General features: G+C 64.4%; 16 protein-coding genes and 1 pseudogene. 9 read left to right on the forward strand and 8 right to left on the reverse strand.

All coding sequences use genetic code 11. The features are described 5' to 3' along the window. Nucleotides 1-57 precede the first annotated feature (57 nt). A complete protein-coding gene (locus tag ABIA45_RS01425) occupies nucleotides 58-630 on the forward strand; it encodes a DUF3280 domain-containing protein (RefSeq protein WP_404650925.1) in 573 nt (190 codons plus the stop codon). A gap of 170 nt (nucleotides 631-800) precedes the next feature. On the opposite strand, the gene fghA is transcribed toward ABIA45_RS01425, so the two are convergent. Further along, nucleotides 801-1,646, reverse strand: coding sequence for an S-formylglutathione hydrolase (gene fghA, locus ABIA45_RS01430; RefSeq protein ID WP_271544144.1), 846 nt, complete (start codon nucleotides 1,644-1,646; stop codon nucleotides 801-803). Between the two features lie 69 nt (nucleotides 1,647-1,715). Then, nucleotides 1,716-2,336, reverse strand: a complete 621-nt coding sequence (locus tag ABIA45_RS01435) for a response regulator transcription factor (protein WP_036007891.1) — start codon at nucleotides 2,334-2,336, stop codon at nucleotides 1,716-1,718. Between the two features lie 204 nt (nucleotides 2,337-2,540). Here ABIA45_RS01435 and ABIA45_RS01440 point away from each other — a divergent pair, with 204 nt between their 5' ends. Continuing rightward, nucleotides 2,541-3,893 (forward strand): histidine kinase, encoded by a 1,353-nt coding sequence (locus ABIA45_RS01440; RefSeq protein WP_271544146.1) that lies wholly within the window; start codon nucleotides 2,541-2,543, stop codon nucleotides 3,891-3,893. Between the two features lie 164 nt (nucleotides 3,894-4,057). Beyond that, nucleotides 4,058-6,529 carry a TonB-dependent receptor gene (locus tag ABIA45_RS01445; RefSeq protein WP_271544148.1) on the forward strand — a complete coding sequence of 824 codons (2,472 nt, stop codon included), beginning with the start codon at nucleotides 4,058-4,060 and terminating at the stop codon, nucleotides 6,527-6,529. A 4-nt stretch (nucleotides 6,530-6,533) separates the two neighbouring features. On the opposite strand, the gene ABIA45_RS01450 is transcribed toward ABIA45_RS01445, so the two are convergent. The 3 genes from ABIA45_RS01450 to ABIA45_RS01460 are packed head-to-tail and all read right to left on the reverse strand — an operon-like array spanning nucleotide 6,534 to nucleotide 10,061. Next, the gene (locus tag ABIA45_RS01450; RefSeq protein ID WP_271544150.1) at nucleotides 6,534-7,559 is read right to left on the reverse strand and encodes an ABC transporter permease; all 1,026 of its coding nucleotides are present in this window, start codon (nucleotides 7,557-7,559) and stop codon (nucleotides 6,534-6,536) included. Next, nucleotides 7,556-9,073, reverse strand: a complete 1,518-nt coding sequence (locus ABIA45_RS01455) for a sugar ABC transporter ATP-binding protein (RefSeq protein WP_271544152.1) — start codon at nucleotides 9,071-9,073, stop codon at nucleotides 7,556-7,558. The genes ABIA45_RS01450 and ABIA45_RS01455 overlap by 4 nt, the downstream gene beginning before the upstream one ends. A 34-nt stretch (nucleotides 9,074-9,107) precedes the next feature. Then, nucleotides 9,108-10,061, reverse strand: coding sequence for a sugar-binding protein (locus tag ABIA45_RS01460; protein ID WP_404650926.1), 954 nt, complete (start codon nucleotides 10,059-10,061; stop codon nucleotides 9,108-9,110). Nucleotides 10,062-10,445: 384 nt separating this feature from the next. Between ABIA45_RS01460 and ABIA45_RS01465 the strand changes: the two genes are divergently transcribed. Continuing rightward, nucleotides 10,446-10,613 (forward strand): hypothetical protein, encoded by a 168-nt coding sequence (locus ABIA45_RS01465; RefSeq protein ID WP_271544156.1) that lies wholly within the window; start codon nucleotides 10,446-10,448, stop codon nucleotides 10,611-10,613. A gap of 61 nt (nucleotides 10,614-10,674) precedes the next feature. After that, a complete protein-coding gene (locus ABIA45_RS01470; protein WP_271544158.1) occupies nucleotides 10,675-11,079 on the forward strand; it encodes a hypothetical protein in 405 nt (134 codons plus the stop codon). Nucleotides 11,080-11,154: 75 nt separating this feature from the next. Here ABIA45_RS01470 and ABIA45_RS01475 read toward each other — a convergent pair whose 3' ends face one another. Beyond that, nucleotides 11,155-11,730 carry a DUF4440 domain-containing protein gene (locus ABIA45_RS01475; RefSeq protein WP_271544160.1) on the reverse strand — a complete coding sequence of 192 codons (576 nt, stop codon included), beginning with the start codon at nucleotides 11,728-11,730 and terminating at the stop codon, nucleotides 11,155-11,157. Between the two features lie 79 nt (nucleotides 11,731-11,809). On the opposite strand from ABIA45_RS01475, the gene ABIA45_RS01480 reads away from it, so the two are divergent. From ABIA45_RS01480 to ABIA45_RS01495, 4 genes are all read left to right on the forward strand, one after another. Next, entirely contained in the window at nucleotides 11,810-12,763 is a 954-nt protein-coding gene (locus tag ABIA45_RS01480; protein ID WP_404650927.1) for a LysR family transcriptional regulator, read from the forward strand. Nucleotides 12,764-12,838: 75 nt separating this feature from the next. Beyond that, the gene (locus ABIA45_RS01485; protein ID WP_271544164.1) at nucleotides 12,839-14,299 is read left to right on the forward strand and encodes a GH1 family beta-glucosidase; all 1,461 of its coding nucleotides are present in this window, start codon (nucleotides 12,839-12,841) and stop codon (nucleotides 14,297-14,299) included. Between the two features lie 252 nt (nucleotides 14,300-14,551). Then, nucleotides 14,552-15,784 carry an acetyl-CoA C-acetyltransferase gene (locus ABIA45_RS01490; RefSeq protein ID WP_271544166.1) on the forward strand — a complete coding sequence of 411 codons (1,233 nt, stop codon included), beginning with the start codon at nucleotides 14,552-14,554 and terminating at the stop codon, nucleotides 15,782-15,784. Nucleotides 15,785-16,275: 491 nt separating this feature from the next. After that, entirely contained in the window at nucleotides 16,276-16,578 is a 303-nt protein-coding gene (locus ABIA45_RS01495; protein WP_018320691.1) for an HU family DNA-binding protein, read from the forward strand. Nucleotides 16,579-16,648: 70 nt separating this feature from the next. Here ABIA45_RS01495 and ABIA45_RS01500 read toward each other — a convergent pair whose 3' ends face one another. Together ABIA45_RS01500 and lon are read right to left on the reverse strand one after the other, a co-directional pair. Beyond that, a complete protein-coding gene (locus tag ABIA45_RS01500) occupies nucleotides 16,649-16,804 on the reverse strand; it encodes a hypothetical protein (RefSeq protein ID WP_271544168.1) in 156 nt (51 codons plus the stop codon). Further along, nucleotides 16,801-19,189, reverse strand: a pseudogene (lon, locus tag ABIA45_RS01505) (endopeptidase La). Before lon ends, ABIA45_RS01500 begins: the two are co-directional and overlap by 4 nt. Nucleotides 19,190-19,192: the final 3 nt, after the last annotated feature.

Genomic DNA, 19,192 nt, shown 5'->3' on the forward strand with positions numbered 1-19,192 from the left:
TCCTCCAGACGATCTCCCCGGCTTGACCGCCGGTGAAGAATTGTCTCTGCTTCAAGCATGACCAATTTGTCAGGCCATGCAACCCCGCATTTCGTCCCCGCGCGCGCGAAGCCGGGCATCACGATCATGCGAGCATTGTTGGCGATTCCAGCTTTGCTGTTGACGGGCTCGGCCGCGCTCGCCGACCCGCCGAAGCTCGCGGTGTTCGATTTCGAGCTGGTCGACACCAGCCTGCCCGGCGAGTTCTACGGCTCCAAGCCGGAAGAGGCGCGGCTCGCGCGCATCAGCGAGCAGCTGCGCAAGGAGCTGGCAGAGTCGGGCAAGTTCCAGGTGCTCGACATCGCGCCGGTACGGGAGGCCGCCCGTCGCGCGAACCTGCAGGCCTGCGGCGGCTGCGACCTCAAGCTCGCCGGCCAGCTCGGCGCCGATCTGGAGATCACCGGCCTCGTGCAAAAGGTCTCGAACCTGATCATCAATCTCAACATCTATCTGCGTGACGTGAAGACCGGCAACATGATCACGGTCGCCAGCGCCGACATGCGCGGCAACACGGATGAATCCTGGTCGCGCACGATGAGCTATCTCATCCGCAACCGCCTGCTGGCGTCGAATTACGGCAAGCGGGAGTAGATCTTTCTCTCCGCGATTCGGGAATTGTAGGGTGGGCAAAGGCGCACTTGCGCCTGCCCACGATCAATCAATGCTTCGAGAGAAATCGTGGGCACGCTTCGCTTTGCCCACCCTACGATACTGCGGTCGCGGAGAGACACCCCTCATCAAAACGAGACAAGGGAGGAAGATCACCCCTTCAGCTTCTCCGCATGCCAGTGCAGGTGATCGCTCATGAAGGTCGAGATGAAGTAATAGCTGTGGTCGTAGCCCGCCTGGCGACGCAGCGTCAGGGGGATGCCCGCTTTGGTGCAGGCGGCTTCGAGCAGCTCGGGCCTCAGCTGCTCCTTCAGGAAATTATCGGCCTCGCCGACGTCGACGAGGAAGCCGGAGAACTTGGCACCGTCCTCGATCAGCGCCACCGTGTCGTGGTTGCGCCAGGCCTCCTTGTTCGGTCCGAGATAGCCGGTCAGCGCCTTGATGCCCCAGGGCACGAGCGAGGGCGCCACGATCGGGGCAAAGGCGCTGGCTGCGCGAAAGCGGTGCGGGTTGCGCAGCGCCACCGTCAGCGCGCCGTGGCCGCCCATCGAATGTCCCATCACCGATTGCCGCCTGGCATCGACCGGAAAGCTCTCCGCAACCAGCTTCGGCAGCTCGTCCGTGACGTAGCTCCACATGCGATAATTGCGTGCGAACGGCTCTTGCGTGGCGTCCACATAGAAGCCGGCGCCGAGGCCGAAATCGTAGGCATTGTTGGCATCGCCCGGCACATCGGGCCCGCGCGGTGAGGTGTCGGGCGCGACGAAGATCAGGCCAAGCTCGGCGCAGGCCTTGCGGAATTCGCCCTTCTCGGTGACGTTGGCATGCGTGCACGTGAGGCCGGAGAGATACCAGACCACGGGCAGCCTGGCACCCTCCGCATGCGGTGGGATATAGACCGAGAACACCATGTCGGTTCCGGTCACCTGGCTGGCATGGCGATAGACGCCCTGCACACCGCCGTAGGATTTGTTGGTCGAGACAGTCTGAATCGTCATGCCTAAGAGCTCCGTGGCATCTCACCACATCAAGATTGCAACGCTTGTGTGACCGAATTGGTGGCGAGGTCAGGCGACACCGCTGTCGATCGCCAGCCGCACCAGCTCCACCGAGGTCTTCACCCCGAGCTTCTGGCGCATGATGGACGAAGTATTAGCCACCGTCTTGTAGGACGATTGCACCAGCCACGCGATTTCGGACAGGCTCTTGCCGGCGCTGAGCAGCCGCAGAATCTCCATCTCGCGCGCGTTCAGCTTCGAGAGCGGGTTTTGCGCCAGCGTCGGTCCGGCGAAGGCGATGCTGCGCGCGATCGCGGTCGGAAGATAGGTGCCGCCGCTTCCGACGGCGCGGATCGCCTCGACGAGGTCGTCGGGGTCGCCGGTCTTGGAGACGTAGCCCTTGGCGCCGCACTCGATCGCACGCGCGGCGAAGGCGGGGTCGTCATTCATGCTGAACATGATGATGCGGGCCTCGGGCGCGCGCTCGAGGATGCGGCGCGCGAGCTCGAAGCCGGAGACGGTCGGCAGATTGATGTCGATGATGCAGAGGTCGGGACGTTCGACGATGAAGACGCACTCGCCGTCCTCGGCGTCGGCGGCTTCCAGGATTTCGATCTCGCCTTCGTCGGCCAGCACGGCACGGCAGCCGGAGGCGACGATGGGATGATCGTCGACGATCAGAATGCGCATAGGCGTTCCCCGCGACAGCCCGTTCCCTTGGAGCTTGCCTGTTCTGCGCCGCACGAGGCTGACCAGACAAGACGCGCGTCTCGTGTCGCCTCATGCAACCCGGCCGGGATTGCTGTACGCTTCCGATTAGATATCGGGCGGTTCGCCTCTGTCAACGTCGTCGGACAGGCGTGGCAAACCCTTCGCGAGGCACGAGCGAGACCAATGTGGCAGAATCTTTCCTTGCGCGGGCGCATCAATCTCTTGCTGGCGCTGCTGCTGGCGCTGGGGCTCGCGGTCAATATCGGCCGGCAGATCGCCGAGGCCGGCCCGCGCGTCCAGGCCGAGGACCAGAGCGTGATCCGCCTCGCGCGCGAATTCATCGAGATGATCGTTGCCGATCTCAACGAGGCACCCGATCCTGATGCCAGGCTGAACCAGATCGCCCGCGATCTCAGCCGCCTGCGGCATGTCAGCATCGCGCTGCACGATTCCGGTGGGAACCCGCTGACGCCCCGCCGGCTTGGCTCCGACGTCGACACGCGTGCCCCGCCGGCCTGGTTCGTCAGCCTGGTTCATCCCGAGCAGACCGCGGTCAGCGTGCCGGTCTCGATCCGCGGCAAACCCGGCTCGCTCGTGATCACCTCGCATCCCGACGACGAGATCGCCGAGATCTGGGACGGTATCGTGACCCAGCTCGAGGTCGGCTCGGTGATCGCGCTCGCGCTGTTCTTCCTGATGATGAAGGTGGTCGGCCGTGCTCTGGCACCGCTGCAGTCGCTGGCGGACGCCATGGGGAAGCTCGAAAGCGGACATTACGAGGCCCGTGTCGCGCCGGGCGGCGCGCCGGAGCTCGCGGCGATCTGCACCAGGCTCAACCATCTTGCCGCGACGCTTGGTGAAGCGGTCGAGGACAAGCGGCGCCTTGCCGAGCGCGCGGTGTCGCTGCAGGACATCGAGCGCAAGGAGATCGCGCGCGAATTGCATGACGAGTTCGGGCCCTATCTGTTCTCGCTGCGCGCACATGCGAGCGCGCTGGCGAAGCAGGCGGACGGGCGCGAGCCGAGTGCCGATGCCGTGCGAAAACATGGCAGCGCCATGCTGGAGCAGATCAATGCACTCCAGCAGTTCAATCGCCGCGTGCTGGAGCGTCTTCGGCCCGTGGGCCTTGCCGAGCTCGGCCTGCGTCAGGCGCTCGAATCGCTGTCGCGGCTGTGGCGGGAGTCGCGTCCCGACGTTGCGATCGAGACTTCCATCTCGCCGGCGCTGGGCCCAACCGGCGAGACCGCCGATCTCACCATCTACCGCATCGTGCAGGAGGCGCTCACCAACGTGTTCCGCCACGCCGGCGCGACCTCGGTCAGTGTCGTCATCGAGCCGGTCGAGCAGGCCGGCGGCCGCTGCTGCGCCCGGGTGCGGGTCAGCGACAACGGCCGCGGCATGGAGCCGGGGCAGAAGCTCGGCTTCGGCCTCGTCGGCATGCGCGAGCGGATCCTGGCGCTCGGCGGCACGCTCAATGTGGTCTCCGGTGAGGGCGGTGTGACGGTTGAAGCGCTGGTGCCCACAGCGGCAACCTGATCGTACCGGAAGCGATCGGGAAAAATTCCCGATTTTGTCGGGAAAATGGGTGCGGATAGGGTCCGACCTTTTGTGGCTGGCGTCCCCATTGCGGCCGAATAAACTCGCCTCGACCAATCGGCGGAACATCAAAACAGCCGGTGGTCACGGATGGGAAGGCGGGGATGGGCAGGGTTGTTTCGTTCAGGCGTGCTTTGCTGATGGCTTCGGTGTCGACCGGGCTGGTATCGGGCTTGGTCTATGCGACCCCTGCCGGGGCCGCGCCGGACGAGGAGACCAACGTCCAGAACCTGCCCCCGGTCGAAGTGACCGCACCACCTTCGGCAGCGCGGCGCGCGGCGCCGTCGCGACCTGTTGCGCGCGTGGGAGCGCCGGGATCGGCCGCGCCGAGGACACGGCTCTACGTCTTTCCGACCTCGCCGGGCACCGGCCGAGGTCTCGACGTCGATAAGGTCCCGTCAGCAATCAATGCCGTCGATGCCAACCAGATCAGGCGCACGGGTTCGCTGAACGTCACGGACGCGCTGCGCGACAACATCGCCGGCATCAACATCAGCGAAGTCACCGGCAATCCGTTCCAGCCGGATGTCGAATTCCGCGGCTTCGTCGCTTCGCCCGTGACGGGCACGCCGCAGGGGCTTGCCGTGTACCAGAACGGTGTCCGCATCAACGAGGCATTCTCGGACGCCGTCAATTGGGACCTGATCCCCACCGCCGCGATCAGATCGGTGACGCTGGTGACCAACAACCCCGCCTTCGGCCTCAATGCGCTCGGCGGCGCGATCAACCTGCAGATGAAGGACGGCTTCACCTATCAGGGCGCCGAGCTCGACCTCATGGGCGGATCGTTCGGCCGCATCCAGGGCTCGGCGCAATGGGGCAAGCAGGTCGATCAGAACTATGCCGTCTACGGTGCGCTCGAAGGACTGCGCGACAACGGCTTCCGTAATTTTTCCCAATCGACGGTGCGGCGCTTCTACGGCGATGTCGGCTACAGGGCCGGCGACAGCGAATTCCACGTCAATATGGGCGTGGCCAAGAACGATTTCGGCGCCAGCGCCACCGTCCCGGCCGAGCTGCTCGACAGATATTGGGGCGCAACATACACCACGCCGCAAACCACCTCCAATCGCGTCGGCTATCTCAACCTGACCGGCAAGGTCGACGCGACGCCGACCTGGACGCTCGAAGGCACCGCGCGTGTGCGCAGGTACGAGCAGAAGGTGGTCGACGGCAACCCGACCGACGTGGAGGAGTGCGCTGCAGATCCGGCGCTGCTCTGCTTTGGCGACGACACCTCACCCGCCTACGGTGGGGGCGGCGTGCAGCTTGCCAACCCGTTTGCGCCGGGAACGATCCTAGGCGCGATCGACCGCGGCTCGATCCGTTCGACCACCTTTGGCGTGTCGGGGCAGGCCACCAACACCGACCAGTTGTTCGGCCATGACAACCGCTTCGTGGTGGGCGCGACCTATGACGCCAGCGTCACGCGCTACAACGCCTCCTCCGAAATCGGCTCGATGGGAGAGAACTACGTCGTCAGCGGCAGCGGCGTTTTCCTGGGACCGACTCCTGTGGCGGACCCCGTCGCCGGCCCGGTCTCGCTGCGGACCGTCAATCAGTATAACGGCCTCTACGCGATGGATACTTTCAACGTCACGGATGCCTTCGCGATCACGGGCGGCGGCCGCTTCAACCTGGCGCGGATCACGTTGGAAGATCAGCTCGGGACCGCGCTCAACGGCGATCACACATTCGCGCGTTTCAATCCAATCATCGGCGGCACCTACAGGGTCACGCCGGAATTGACCGCTTATGCTGGTTATTCGGAGGCCAACCGCGTGCCGACGCCGCTCGAACTCGGCTGCTCCGATCCCGCCAGGCCTTGTCTCATCGCAGCCTTCCTGGTTTCGGATCCACCGTTGAAGCAGGTCGTCTCCAAGACCTTGGAGGCCGGTTTTCGTGGCACCAAGGAATTGAACATCGGCACGCTGGGATGGAAGATCGGCGGCTTTCGCGCCACCAACCACGACGACATCATGGCGGTGCCGGTCGTTGGGCGGACTGGTTTCGGCTATTTTTCGAACGTAGGCCGCACCCGGCGGCAAGGACTCGAAGCCGAAGTCAACATCAAGTCGCCCACGCTGCAGTTCCAGGCGAGCTACGCCTTCGTCGATGCGCGCTTCCTTGATCCGCTCGAGCTCGGCTCCGAAAGCCCGTTTGCCGATGACATCTCCGAGACCATCCAGGTCAGGCCCGGAAACCAGATCCCGGCAGTCCCGCGCCACCGCGTCAAGGTCGGCGTCGACTATGCCGTGACCGACGTCTGGAAGGTCGGCGGCAACGCGCTGTTCGTCTCCAGCCAGTATCTGGTCGGCGACGAGTCGAACCAGTTCGCGAAGCTGCCGTCCTACACGGTGTTCAATCTCCACACCTCCTATCAGGTCGCGAAGAACGTCCAGCTCTACGGCCGCGTCGACAACATCTTCGACAAGCGTTACGTGACCTACGGCCAGTTCTTCGACCGCGACGCCTTGCCCAACTTCACCAATGGCGGCGCGGATTTCACCGACCCGCGCTCGCTGAGCCCGGCACGGCCGCGCGCGTTCTATGCGGGGTTGAGGGTGACGTTCTAGATTTTCACTCCACCTTCACCCGCTCGAGCGGTGCCGCAGCGACGCTCGCCTGCTCCCGGCCTTTGGCCGCACTCGCGCGGTGGCGTCGCTGCACCAGATATTGATCGCCGAGCACGCCAACCAGGATCACCGTTCCCATCACCGCAAAATTGAGCGAGCTCGGAATGCCCAGCAGGTTGACGAGATTCTGCAGCACCTGGAGCAGCACGGTGCCGAGCACGACGCCGATGATCGAGCCTTCGCCGCCGCGCAAGGAGCAGCCGCCGAGCACGGCGGCGGCAATGGCGTAGAGCTCGTAGAACGAGCCGTGCACCGCCGGCGAAATCGAACGGGTGTACATCGCGATCAGGATCGCCGAAAACGCAGTCAGCCCGCCACAGATGACATAGGCCGAGATGATCACGCGGTTGGTGCGAATGCCGGAATAGCGTGCCGCTTCCTCGTTCTTGCCGACGGCAAAGAGATAACGGCCGAACACCGAGCGGTGAAGCACCACCCAGGCGATCACCGCCACCACGGCGAGCGCAACCACGCTGTGCGGCAGCGGGAACCCGAGCACGTTGGTGCGGCCGGCGGCCAGCCATTCCAGCATCGGAAAGCTCGCGCCGAAGCCGAAGCCCGCCGTCGCGTCCTCGGTGTAATAGCGCGCCGCGCCGCGGTAGATCAGGAGGCCGCACAGCGTGACCACGAAAGCCTGGATCCGCATCCTGGTCACCAGCGTGCCATGAATGAGGCCGATCACGAGCCCGGCCGCGACGATCATCGCGAGGGCTACGACCCAGTTGACGTCGTGATTGACGATCAGGTCGATGAACAGGACGCCGAGCAGTGCGATCACCGAACCCACCGACAGCTCGATCCCGCCGATGATGATGATGAAGGCTTCGGCGATGGAGAAGATGCCGAACAACCCGATCTGGTTGGCGGTGTTCGAGAGATTGCCGACGTACAGGAATCTCGGATTGATCAGGGCGACAACGGTCCCGACCACCAGAATCAGAACGAGAAGGCTCAGGTCTTTCTTGCTCAAGGTCCCTCCGCCGTGATTGTGTGGCCAACGGCAAGCTGCAGCACATTGTGCTCACTGAACTGGCTGCGATCAAGGAAGCCCGAGATCGCGCCTTCATGCATCACCGCGAGCCGGTCGCTGACCCCGATCACCTCCTCCATGTCGCTGGAGATCATCAGGATCGCCACCCCGGCATCGGTCAGGCGGCGCAGCATGCCGTAGATTTCCTGCTTGGCTCCGACGTCGACTCCGCGCGTCGGCTCGTCGACGATCAGGACCTTCGGCCGCATCGACAGCCATTTGGCGAGCACGACCTTCTGCTGATTGCCTCCCGACAGCGAGCCGACGGCGGTCTTGACGTCCGGCGCGCGGATCTTGAGGCGCTCCCGCTGACGCACCGCGTTCTCGTTCTCGCGCTCGGTATCCACCAGCCAGAAGCGCATATAGGACGCCAGATCCGGCAGCGAGATGTTTTCGGTGATCGAGACGTCGAGCAACAGGCCGGCGCCCTTGCGGTCCTCCGGAACGAGATAGATGCCTTGCTCGATGGCGGCACGCGGGCTTGCGATGCGGATCGGCTCGCCGTCGAGCCGTATCGTGCCGCCACGCAGTGGGTCGATGCCGAAGACGGCGCGGGCGAGCTCGGTGCGGCCGGACCCGACGAGACCGGCAAGTCCGAGGATCTCGCCGCGGCGGACCGACAGGCTCACGGCGCGGCCGGGATAGGTGTCGGTGACGGCATCGACGATCTCCAGCACGCTGTCGCCGGGCGGCGCGGCCGGCGGAACGTAGAGCGATTTCAGGTCGCGGCCGATCATCAAGCGGATCATCGCCGCCGGAGAGAGCTCCGCACGCGTCAGCGCGCCGACAACGCGACCGTCGCGCAGCACGACCGCGCGGTCGGCGCACTGCATCACCTCGTTGAGCCGATGCGTGATGAAGATGATGCTGACGCCGTGGGCTTTCAGGCCGGCCACGGTGCGCATCAGGCGGTCCGTCTCGGCGAGCGTCAGGCTCGAGGTCGGCTCGTCCATGATGACGAGACGAGCGTCGAGCGAAAGCGCCTTCATGATCTCGACCAGCTGGCGCTGCGCCAGCGACAGTTCGGCGAGCGGCGCATCGGCCGCGAAATCGCAGCCCAGCCGCTCCAGCAGCGGCGCGACATCGGCATACATCCGTTTGCGGTCGATCAGGCGCAAGGGTCCGCCGTGCACGGGCTCGCGGCCGATGAAGACGTTGCCGGCGACATCGAGATTGTCGAACAGGTTCAGTTCCTGATGGACGAAGGCGATGCCCGCCTTGATCGCATCTGCCACGGTGAGCGAAGATCGCGCGGCGCCGTCGACACGAATGAAGCCGCCGCTGGGCTCCACGACCCCGCCGAGCACGCGCATCAGCGTCGACTTGCCGGCGCCGTTCTCGCCGATCAGCGCAACGACCTCGCCGGGCGACACCTGGAGACCGACGTGGTCGAGGGCGACCACGCCTGGATAGCTCTTGCTGATGTCGACCAGTTCGAGAAACGGTTCTGGCATGGCAGGCTGCGCGGGCGGGCAGCGCGGATCTCTCCTATTTCTTCAGCATCTGCTTCATCGAGGCCATGAACTCGTCGACATTGACCTTTTCGATGACCTTGCCGGGCACGATGATGATGCCGTTGGCCGGAATGCCGCCCTTGTTGCCGCCGATGTAGTTCGCCATCAGCTTCATGCCCTGATAGCCCCATTCGAACGGCTGCTGCACCACCGTGCCGACGATGCTGCCTTCCTTGACGCCGCCGAGCGTGATCGGATCCTCGTCGAAGCCGATGATCTTGATCTTGCCGAGCTTGCCGGCCTCCTTGAGCACCTCGTAGATCCGCGGCGTGTTGTAGGAGTAGAAGCCGACGAGGCAGCTTACATCGGGCATGGCGGCGAGGATGTCCTCGACGTTGCGCTTGGCGCGGGTCTGGTCGATCTCGTCGCCGCGAACGTCGACGAGCTCGACCTTCGAGCCTTTGAGCGTCTCCTTGACGCCTTCGATGCGCTCGCGTGCGTTGTCGGCGCCGGGCAGGCCGACGAAGCCGACGCATTTGCCGCCGTTCGGCAGCGCCTTGACCATCAGCTTTCCTGCCTCTTTGCCGAGGTCGGTGTTGGAGGAGCCGATATAGGCCACGCGCTTGGATTTCGGCGCGTCGCTGTCGGTGGTGAACAGCACGGTCTGGAACGCAACCTTGTTGAGATGCTCGGTCTGGTTCTTCGGATCGACCGCGCTGACCATGATGCCGGCGGCACCGGCGGCGACGAGGTCGTCCATCACGCGCTGCTGCACGGCGGCCGCAGCCTGTTCCGGATATTTGAACTGGAGCTCGTAGTTGGGCAGTTCGCCCTGCGCCTTCTTCATCCCGGCCTCGGCGATCTTCCAGAAGTCGGACGCGCCATTGACGACGAAGGCCAGAACCTTCTTGTCCGCCGCATCGGCCGGGCCGACACCCGCTGCAACCGCGAAGGCAACAGACACACCTGCAAGCAAGAGACGCTGCATATCATTCCTCCCCTAAGGCGGTCGGCCCTTTTTGATGGCCAACTCTGCTTGAGCCCGGATTGGGCGCATGCCTCACCCCCAGCGGCACGGCAATCAGCCGCTACCCGCATCGTTGCGGCAGAGGCGGGTCACCGACCCGGCCGGCGAGGTGAAATGAGGCACGTACCTCAAGCTAGCAGAAGCCCGCCGCGCACGCAATTGGAAGCAATGGTCTGGACGTCAACCGCCGCGCTCAGGCTGGTGCAGCCGGTGCCGCGGCAGCCTTTTCGGGCAATCCGCAACCCGGCCGCGGCTTTAACCGACTGGAAACCATCGCAAATGATCTGAAAATTGTAACGAAACTCTCCGGCCGTGTCCGCGTCGGTTCGCCGGAGGGCAAGTCTGATGACAGAGCGCCAGTTGAGAGAGCAGGAATTCCAGATTGCGCGGTACCGGCATCTGGAGCGCGAGGTGACCGATCCGCTAGCAGCGTGTCTGCTTCACAGCATCATCGAGGAGCTCGAGGCCGAGCTGCGCAAGCAAAGACCGGATTGGCACGGGCCCGGTCATTAACCGTTTGTTGGCGCTAATGATGGCAATTGTCGCCGTGGGAATACTAGGGGAGGCTGCTCCCATGCTGAAGGACGGCACCTACGCGGCGTGGTACAAGACGCCGATCGACCAGGGTACCGGGATCGTCCATGTCGCAGACGGCCAGATCTGGGGCCGTGACAGCCTGATGACCTATCACGGCACCTGCCAGATCGATGGAGATCACTTCACCGCAACCGTATTGACGAAGCGTCACACCGACGGACGCGCCACCGTGTTCGGCAACGATGATGAGTTGACGTTGACGATCGAGGGAAGCTGCCCTGGCAAGATCGCGACCTACACCGCGACGGCACCTCAGGCGCCGGGCATGATCCTCCACGGAACGCTCATCCTCACGGAACAACAGCCGCCCGCACCTGAACCACCAGGGCAGATGCCGGCATTCAACCCCGACAAGCTGCCGAAATTGAAGCGCTCGCGCTGATCATCGCGACGAAATCGCACGTCGTCTCGACTGGCCGCCGGCCGGCTCCGAATCCAGCTCATCTGCGGCGCTTCGTCATTTTTCCTCCGGCCATCCCCGGGCGAGTATCGCCGCCTGTTGCAAGGTGATGCTTCGGACCAGCGGATCCGCATGGCGGTGCACGAGTTGCCAATCCGTGCCGTCCTTGCGGTAGACTTCGGTCACGCGCAGCGACCAGTCTTGAGCCGGCAACCCGCCCACCTCGGCGCGCTGGCGCTCGACCATGACGAGAGCGACGAGCGCGTCGGATGCATAGGTTTGCAAAACCTCAAGTTCGGTTTCGCCTTCCCTGAAGTATCGGGAGAGGGCAGCCAGACGCTGGGGACTAGCGTCGAATCCCCGACTTGTAGGCCCGCCAAAGGGCTGCATCAGCGTGAAATCGGGCGCGATGCGGACAAGCTGGGACCAGCGGTCCACATCGCCACGCATGAAGGCGGCATTCTTCTCGCGGGCGCGTTCGACGAGGCCCGCTATCGCGTCGCTTCCAGCGGCCGCATCGGCCGAAAGCTGACCGGATAGGGGAATTGCTGCGGTAGCGGCCATCATCGAGCGCCGCGATATCTTTTCCTGCTCGCATGGCCACCTGTTCAGCCCGGACGGTTTGTTGGTCATTTCTCAGCTCCTGATCGAACGACGAGCCCCATGCATGAAGCCTTGATCCCAATGAATCCAGCGATATGATTTCAGCAACATGCTGAACCAAATTGATTTATCCAGGATCGACCTCAATCTCCTCGTGCTCTTCCGTGTGGTTTTGGAGGAGCGCCATGTGGCGCGCGCAGCCGCTCGGTTGAGCCTGACACCGTCGGCGGTCAGCCATGCGCTCGGCCGGCTCCGGCTTCTGCTGAACGATCCGCTGTTTCTGCGGACCCTGAAGGGCGTCGTTCCAACGGCACGGGCCTTGGAGCTAGGGGAGCCGGTGGCTGAGATCATCGCGCGCGTCGAACAGCTGTTCGGCTCGGCTACGCCGTTCGACCCCGAAAAGAGCAGCCGCAGGTTCACCATTGGCGCACCCGATGCGGTGCTGGTCTCGGCTACCGGTCCGCTGTTGCGGTCGATCGCAGCTGCCGCGCCGCACATTGACATCGGGTTGATCCACCTGATGCCCGCGCCGCGCGACGGCGCGACCGGAGAGCCTTGGCAGCAATGCCTCGACATGCTGGAAAGACGCGAGCTGGACGTCGCAATGTTGCCGCTGCCTTCGGTATCACCGCGGTTCGAAGCGCGCAGCCTCTATGAGGAGGAGTTTGTGCTGGCCATGCGCAAGGGACATCGCTTGTCAAAAGCGCCAACCCATGCGGCCTTCGCGCAATCGCAACATTTGCTGGTCTCTCTCAGTGGTGAACCGCGCGGTTTCGTCGACGACATGTTGGCTAAGCGCGGCCTCCAACGCCGCATCGCGTTAACGGTCCCGAATTTCATGATGGCGCTTGCCCAGCTTTCCGGGTCTGACCTGATCGCAGCCTTGCCGCGCCGATTGGTGGAGCACCACGCGCGCCGTTTCGGCTTGGTGTTCGTCGAGCTGCCTTTCGCGCGCAAACCGGACACGATCCGGGCCATCGCAACCAAGGCGGCGATGAGAGACGCCGGCATTGAGTGGCTGATGCAGGTCTTGGTCGGTTCAATCGGAGCAAGTCGACGCTAGAATCCACCCGCTTCTCAAATCGCCCGGAACTGTTCATTGTGCCGGCCCGAAACGAAAAGAAGTGGAGCAGCATCAATGACGGAGGGGGTCTCGCGCCGCCGGTTTGCCAAGCTGGCGGGATTGTCCGCAACCGGGATTGCGAGTCCCCTTGTCCTCGAAGCCAAGCCGGCGCGGCCGCCGCGCAATGCAGGCGGTTTTCCGGCCGGCTTTCTCTGGGGCACGGCGACGTCGTCCTATCAGGTCGAGGGCGCGGTCGAGGAGGACGGGCGAGGGGCCTCGATCTGGGACAAGTTCGTCCGCATCCCCGGCAAGATCGAGGACGGCACCACCGGCGACCGCGCCAACGAGCACTATCACCGCTACAAGGAGGACATCGCCCTCATCAAGGAACTCGGCTGCAAGGCCTATCGCTTCTCGGTGGCCTGGCCACGGCTGTTTCCGGAGGGCGACGGCAAGCCCAATCCGAAGGGGCTCGACTTCTACAATCGTCTCGTCGACGAGCTCCTGAAGAACGGCATCGAGCCGTGGCTGACCCTTTATCATTGGGATCTGCCCCAATCGCTCGAGGACCGGTTCGGCGGCTGGCGTTCGACCGAGACCTGCAAGATCTTCGGCGACTACGCGGCCTATGTCGCAAAGCACCTCACCGACCGCGTCAGGAACGTATTCACGTTGAACGAGAGCGGGCGCTTCGTCTATTTCGGTTACGGGGTCGGCATCGACGCGCCGGGCTTGAAGCTGCCGCAAGCCGATGTCAACCAGATCAGGCACAACAGCGCGCTGGCGCACGGGCTCGCAGTGCAGGCGGTGCGCGCCCATGGCCGCCGCGGCACCAGGGTGGGGCCGGCGGAGAACATCGATGCCTGCGCGCCTGCGTTCGACACGCCGGAAAACGTGCGCGCCGCGGAGATCGCGCTGCGCGAGATGAATGCCGGCTATCTCAACGTCATCATGACGGGCCGCTATACCGACGCCTTCCTCAAATACGCCGGATCCAACGCGCCGAAATACACCGATGCGGAGCTCAAGATCATCTCTTCGCCGGTCGATTTTCTCGGTCTCAACATCTACGCGCCGCAGAACTACATCGTGGCCTCCGACCAGGGCGCGGGCTTCAAGCCGCTGCCGATCCCGAAATCGTTCCCGCACATGAATTCGGACTGGCTGCGCGTCGGGCCCGAGACGATCTACTGGGTGCCGAAGCTGGCGGCGAAGATCTGGAAGACGGACGCGATCTATATCAGCGAGAACGGCACCTCCGGCGACGATGTGGTGTCGCCCGACGGCAAGATCTACGACACCGATCGCATCATGTATCTGCGCAACTATCTCGCCCAGCTCCAGCGCGCCACCGACGAAAGCGTGCCGGTGCGCGGCTATTTCCTCTGGAGTCTGATGGACAATTTCGAGTGGGTGTATGGCCTCAACAAGCGTTTCGGGCTGTACCACGTCAATTTCGACACCCAGGTCCGCACGGCAAAGCTCAGCGCCAGCTTCTACCGCAACGTGATCGCGAAGAACGCGGCGGGGGCGTAGCGGCTGGCTCGGTGTTTTCGCCTCTCCCCGCCTGCGGGGAGAGGCCAGAATTTGCGACAGCAAATTCCGGGTGAGGGGGCTCTCCGCGAGTCCATCTGCTACTGAGTTTGCGGAAGCTCCCCCTCACCCGGATTTTCCGCTGCGCGTAAAATCCGGCCTCTCCCCGCACGCGGGAAGAAGGCAGCGCGCATTGACTCGCCAGTCCCTCTGATTCACAACGCTCACACACGCATAAACAAGAGGACGACGCCAATGCCTGACGCGCTGATCATTGATGCCTGCCGCACGCCGCGGGGCATCGGCAAGGCCGGCAAGGGAGCCCTGTCGGGCATTCATCCGCAGCAGCTCGGGGCGACCGTGCTGCGCGCGCTCGCTGACCGCACCGGCATCGACACCGCCGATGTCGACGACATCGTCTGGGGCTGCAGCGCGCAGGTGGCAACGCAAAGCGGCGATCTCGGCCGCATGTCGGCGCTCGATGCCGGCTACGACGTGCGTGCCAGCGCAGTGACGCTGGATCGTTTTTGCGGAAGCGGCATCACCAGCGTCAACATGGCGGCAAGCTCCATCATGGCCGGTGTCGAAGATCTCGTCATTGCCGGCGGCTGCGAGATGATGTCGATGGAGGGACGCCGCGGCGGCGGTCCGATGATGATGGATAGCGGCAATCTGCGTCTGCGGGCACGGCATCCGCAGTCGCATCAGGGCGTCTGCGCCGATGCGATCGCGACGCTGGAGGGCATCACCCGAAGCGACGTCGACGCGCTCGGGCTGGAGAGCCAGAAGCGCGCCGCGCACGCGATCGCGAACGGCCACTTCAAGAAGAGCCTCGTGCCTGTTCACCACGAGGACGGCAGTCTGGCGCTGGATCATGAAGAATACCCGCGGCCGCAGACCACGATGGAAGGCCTCAGCAGCCTGAATCCGGCATTTCCCGCCGTCGCGGACTACGCGCTCGACGACAAGGGCACGACCTATCGCGGCCTGATCCTGCAAAAGTACCCTGATCTGAAGATCGACTTCGTGCATCACGCCGGCAACTCCTCCGGCGTCGTCGACGGCGCTGCCGCGATCCTGCTGGCCTCGCCCGCTTACGCCAAGGCCCATGGCCTTAAAGCCCGGGCCCGCGTGGTCGCGATGGCCAACATGGGGGACTCGCCGACCCTCATGCTGAACGCACCGGTGCCGGCAACGCGCAAGGTGCTGGCCAAGGCGGGCCTCACAATCGACGACATCGACCTGTTCGAGATCAACGAGGCCTTCGCCGTGGTGGCGGAAAAATATATCCGCGACCTCAAGCTCGACCGGGCCAAGGTCAACGTCAACGGCGGTTCGATCGCGCTCGGCCATCCCATCGGCGCCACCGGCTCGATCCTGATCGGCACCGTGCTCGACGAGCTCGAACGGCGCGATCTCAAGCGCGGTCTCGTCACCATGTGCGCCGCCGGCGGCATGGCGCCGGCCATCATCATCGAGCGCGTTTAGCTTGTTTACCTCGCCCCGCTTGCGGGGAGAGGTCGGATTGCATCGAAGATGCAATCCGGGTGAGGGGGACTCTCCGAGCACTGAACTCTCACCGTCTTTGCTGAAGCGGCCCCTCACCCCGACCCTCCCAGCGCGAGCAAAGCTCGTCGCGCCCCCGTAAGAACGGGGAGAGGGAGAGGATCTGCAAATGCGGCTGCTGCGCGATCCAATCCTTATTTTTCAGGGTGAAACACGCGCCTCCTTTCACAAAGGGGCCGGTCGTCGCTTGTCGAAGGCGGCGAATCAGTTCTAGCAAGATGTCGTGCGGGCCTTTGAAACAAGGCAAAAGCCGCTGCCCGAGGCTTCCTCCGCTCCGGAAGTAGCTAAAAAGCAGGGTTTTTTGTCACAGCAGGCCAGAAAAGCCCGTAATTTCGCGACAAAACTGTGCAGAAGGCTATAGGCCTTCAACGGTTGGTCTAATATGCAACCGGCAACGAATCAGAGGAGACACGATGCCGACCCAGATGTCCAAATCGCAATTGATCGAAAAGATTGCGACCGCCACCGAGCTTTCCAAGCGTGACGTCAAGAACGTCATGGAGACGCTGACCGACGTCGGCCACAAGGAGCTCAAGAAGAACGGCCTGTTCCTGGTGCCGGGCTTCGCCAAGTTCGTGGTCATCAAGAAGCCCGCGACCAAGGCGCGCAAGGGCACCAACCCGTTCACGGGTGAAGAGATGATGTTCAAGGCCAAGCCGGCCCGGAAGATCGTCCGCGCCCGCCCGGTCAAGGCCGCCAAGGACGCCGTGGGCTAACAACGCAAAGGCCCCCTCGAACGAGGGGGCCTTTTGTCTGGGGTTGCCGCGAGGGCCTGAGACGGAGGGCTCAACCCTTGCGGCGCTTCACCCGGACCGTAACAGGCTGAAGCCGCGGCTCGGGTCCTGCGAGCTCATCGCGAATCCGGTCGATCGCGCGATCCAGCAACTGGCGCAGCCGCTGCGTCTTCCGCGATCGCTTCGCTCTTTCCAGCAGTTTCTTCATCGCCTCACTCCGCCCGCTTCCTTGGCTTCAGCCGGCTCGAGCGCCGCGGCGATGGCTTCGTCGACGCGCTCCAGCCAGATGAATTCGAGGGTGTCCCGCGCGCTCTTCGGGATGTCGTCGTAATCCCGCTTGTTACGCGCCGGCAGCATCACCCGCTTCAGGCCGGCAGCAGCCGCAGCCACCACCTTCTCCTTGATGCCGCCGACCGGCAGCACCAGGCCGCGCAGCGAGATCTCGCCGGTCATCGCGGTGTCACTCCTCACCGTGCGGTTGGTGAGCAGGGAGGTCAGCGCCGTGAACATCGCAACGCCCGCGCTCGGCCCGTCCTTCGGGGTTGCGCCCGCGGGAACGTGAACGTGGATGTCGCTCTTCTCGAACGCTTGCGGATCGATGCCGAGCTGAGAGGCCCGGCTCTTCACCAGCGTCAGCGCAGCCTGCACGCTCTCGCGCATGACGTCGCCGAGCTGGCCGGTCAGGATCAGCCCGCCCTTGCCGGGCACGCGCGTGGCTTCGATGAACAGGATGTCACCGCCGACCGGCGTCCAGGCGAGGCCGGTGGCAACGCCCGGAACGCTGGTGCGCAGTGCGATCTCGCCCTCGAAGCGCGGCTGGCCGAGCACGGTGGCGATGTCCTTTGCCGTCACCGTGACCTTCGCGGCCGTGCCTTCGGCGACCTGCACCGCGGCATGGCGAAACACCTTGCCGATCTCGCGCTCGAGGTTACGCACGCCGGCCTCACGGGTGTAGCCCTTGACGATCAGCTTCAAGGCTTCCGGCTCGATCTCGGCCTGCTCGGCCGAGAGGCCGTTGGCCTCCAGCTGCCGCCGCACCAGATAGCGCCGCGCGATCTCCAGCTTCTCGTCCTCGGTGTAGCCGGCGAGGCTGATCAGCTCCATGCGGTCCAGCAGCGGACCCGGGATCTGGTCGAGCATGTTGGCGGTCGCGATGAATACGACGCGCGACAGATCGAAGGGCACGCCGAGGTAATTGTCCCGGAACGTCCCGTTCTGCTCGGGGTCGAGCACCTCCAGCATGGCCGCCGACGGATCGCCCTGCACGCCGCGGCCCATCTTGTCGATCTCGTCCAGCATCATGACGCAGTTCCTCGCGCCCGCCTTCTTGATGCCCTGGATGATGTTGCCGGGCAACGCGCCGATATAGGTGCGGCGGTGACCGCGGATCTCGGCCTCGTCATGCACGCCGCCCAAGCTGACACGCACGAAGGGGCGATCCATCGCGCGCGCGATGGATTGGCCAAGCGAGGTCTTGCCGACGCCGGGCGGGCCGACGAAGCACAGGATCGGCGCCTTGCCCTGCGGGGCGAGCTTGCGCACCGCCAGATATTCGATGATCCGGCTCTTGATCTTCTCCAGGCCGAAATGGTCGGCATCCAGGATGGCTCGCGCCTCCTTGATGTCGATCGGCTTCTCCGCGGGCAGCGCCCAGGGGCAGCTCGATCAGCCAGTCCAGATAGGTGCGGACCATGCCGGCCTCGCCGGCAGCCTCCGGCATGCGCTCGTAGCGGCGCAGCTCCTTCTTGGCATGCGCTTCCGCCTCCGGCGGCATGTTGGCCTTGGCGATCGCAGCCGTCAGCTCGGTGACCTCGGCCTGCTTGCCGTCGCCTTCGCCGAGCTGGCGCTGGATCGTCGCCATCTGCTCGCGCAGGATCGCCTCGCGCTGCCGCTCGTCGAAGGAGGCCTTGGTCTTCTGGCCGATTTCGTTGGAGATGCGCAGCACCTCCAGCCGCTCGGCTAGGTGCTTCGACACTTTCTCCACGCGAAGAGCGAGGTCGATGGTCTCCAGCACCTCCTGCTTGTCCTGCGGCTTGATATCCATGAACGAGGTTGCCAGATCCGCCAGCGCGCCGGGCGCGCTGGTGCCCTGGAACATCGCGGCGAGCTCGGGCGGCGCCTGCGGCAGCAGCTCGATCGCCTCGATGGCCTGGCGCTGCAGATTCAGCGCGCGGGCCTCGATCTCGGGCGAGGTCGTGGCCGGCTCGGGGATCTGCTGGAAACGCGCGGCCGGGAACGGCGTCCCCGGTAGGAAGTCGAGGATGCGCGCGCGCCGCACGCCCTGGCAGACGATGTGATGGGTGCCGTCGGGCGCGGTGATGTAGCGCACGATGTTCGCGATGGTCGCGACCCTGTAGAGGTCGTCCGGCCCGGGGTCATTGGTCTCGGGGCTGCGCTGCAGAACGATGCCGATCGGCCGCTGCTCGCGCAGCGCCTGCTGTGCGGCGGCAATGGACTTCGCCCGGCCGATCGTGATCGGCGCGATCGCGCCGGGAAACAGCACCATCTCGCGCACGGGGACGATGATCAGCGCGTCGTCGGGGATCTTCACGTCGTTATTGCTTTGTTCGTTGTTCATCTGTTCGGTGGCCATGAT

Origin of the sequence: Bradyrhizobium sp. USDA 336 (assembly GCF_044908355.1) — a bacterium.
Taxonomy (GTDB): domain Bacteria; phylum Pseudomonadota; class Alphaproteobacteria; order Rhizobiales; family Xanthobacteraceae; genus Bradyrhizobium; species Bradyrhizobium yuanmingense.

Excerpts from the sequence above, each read along its gene's own strand:
- ABIA45_RS01425 (WP_404650925.1), top strand. The coding sequence starts at position 58 with ATGACCAATTTGTCAGGCCATGCAACCCCGCATTTCGTCCCCGCGCGC.
- fghA (WP_271544144.1), bottom strand. The coding sequence starts at position 1,646 with ATGACGATTCAGACTGTCTCGACCAACAAATCCTACGGCGGTGTGCAG.
- ABIA45_RS01435 (WP_036007891.1), bottom strand. The coding sequence starts at position 2,336 with ATGCGCATTCTGATCGTCGACGATCATCCCATCGTCGCCTCCGGCTGC.
- ABIA45_RS01440 (WP_271544146.1), top strand. The coding sequence starts at position 2,541 with ATGTGGCAGAATCTTTCCTTGCGCGGGCGCATCAATCTCTTGCTGGCG.
- ABIA45_RS01445 (WP_271544148.1), top strand. The coding sequence starts at position 4,058 with ATGGGCAGGGTTGTTTCGTTCAGGCGTGCTTTGCTGATGGCTTCGGTG.
- ABIA45_RS01455 (WP_271544152.1), bottom strand. The coding sequence starts at position 9,073 with ATGCCAGAACCGTTTCTCGAACTGGTCGACATCAGCAAGAGCTATCCA.
- ABIA45_RS01460 (WP_404650926.1), bottom strand. The coding sequence starts at position 10,061 with ATGCAGCGTCTCTTGCTTGCAGGTGTGTCTGTTGCCTTCGCGGTTGCA.
- ABIA45_RS01465 (WP_271544156.1), top strand. The coding sequence starts at position 10,446 with ATGACAGAGCGCCAGTTGAGAGAGCAGGAATTCCAGATTGCGCGGTAC.
- ABIA45_RS01470 (WP_271544158.1), top strand. The coding sequence starts at position 10,675 with ATGCTGAAGGACGGCACCTACGCGGCGTGGTACAAGACGCCGATCGAC.
- ABIA45_RS01475 (WP_271544160.1), bottom strand. The coding sequence starts at position 11,730 with ATGACCAACAAACCGTCCGGGCTGAACAGGTGGCCATGCGAGCAGGAA.
- ABIA45_RS01480 (WP_404650927.1), top strand. The coding sequence starts at position 11,810 with ATGCTGAACCAAATTGATTTATCCAGGATCGACCTCAATCTCCTCGTG.
- ABIA45_RS01485 (WP_271544164.1), top strand. The coding sequence starts at position 12,839 with ATGACGGAGGGGGTCTCGCGCCGCCGGTTTGCCAAGCTGGCGGGATTG.
- ABIA45_RS01490 (WP_271544166.1), top strand. The coding sequence starts at position 14,552 with ATGCCTGACGCGCTGATCATTGATGCCTGCCGCACGCCGCGGGGCATC.
- ABIA45_RS01495 (WP_018320691.1), top strand. The coding sequence starts at position 16,276 with ATGCCGACCCAGATGTCCAAATCGCAATTGATCGAAAAGATTGCGACC.
- ABIA45_RS01500 (WP_271544168.1), bottom strand. The coding sequence starts at position 16,804 with ATGAAGAAACTGCTGGAAAGAGCGAAGCGATCGCGGAAGACGCAGCGG.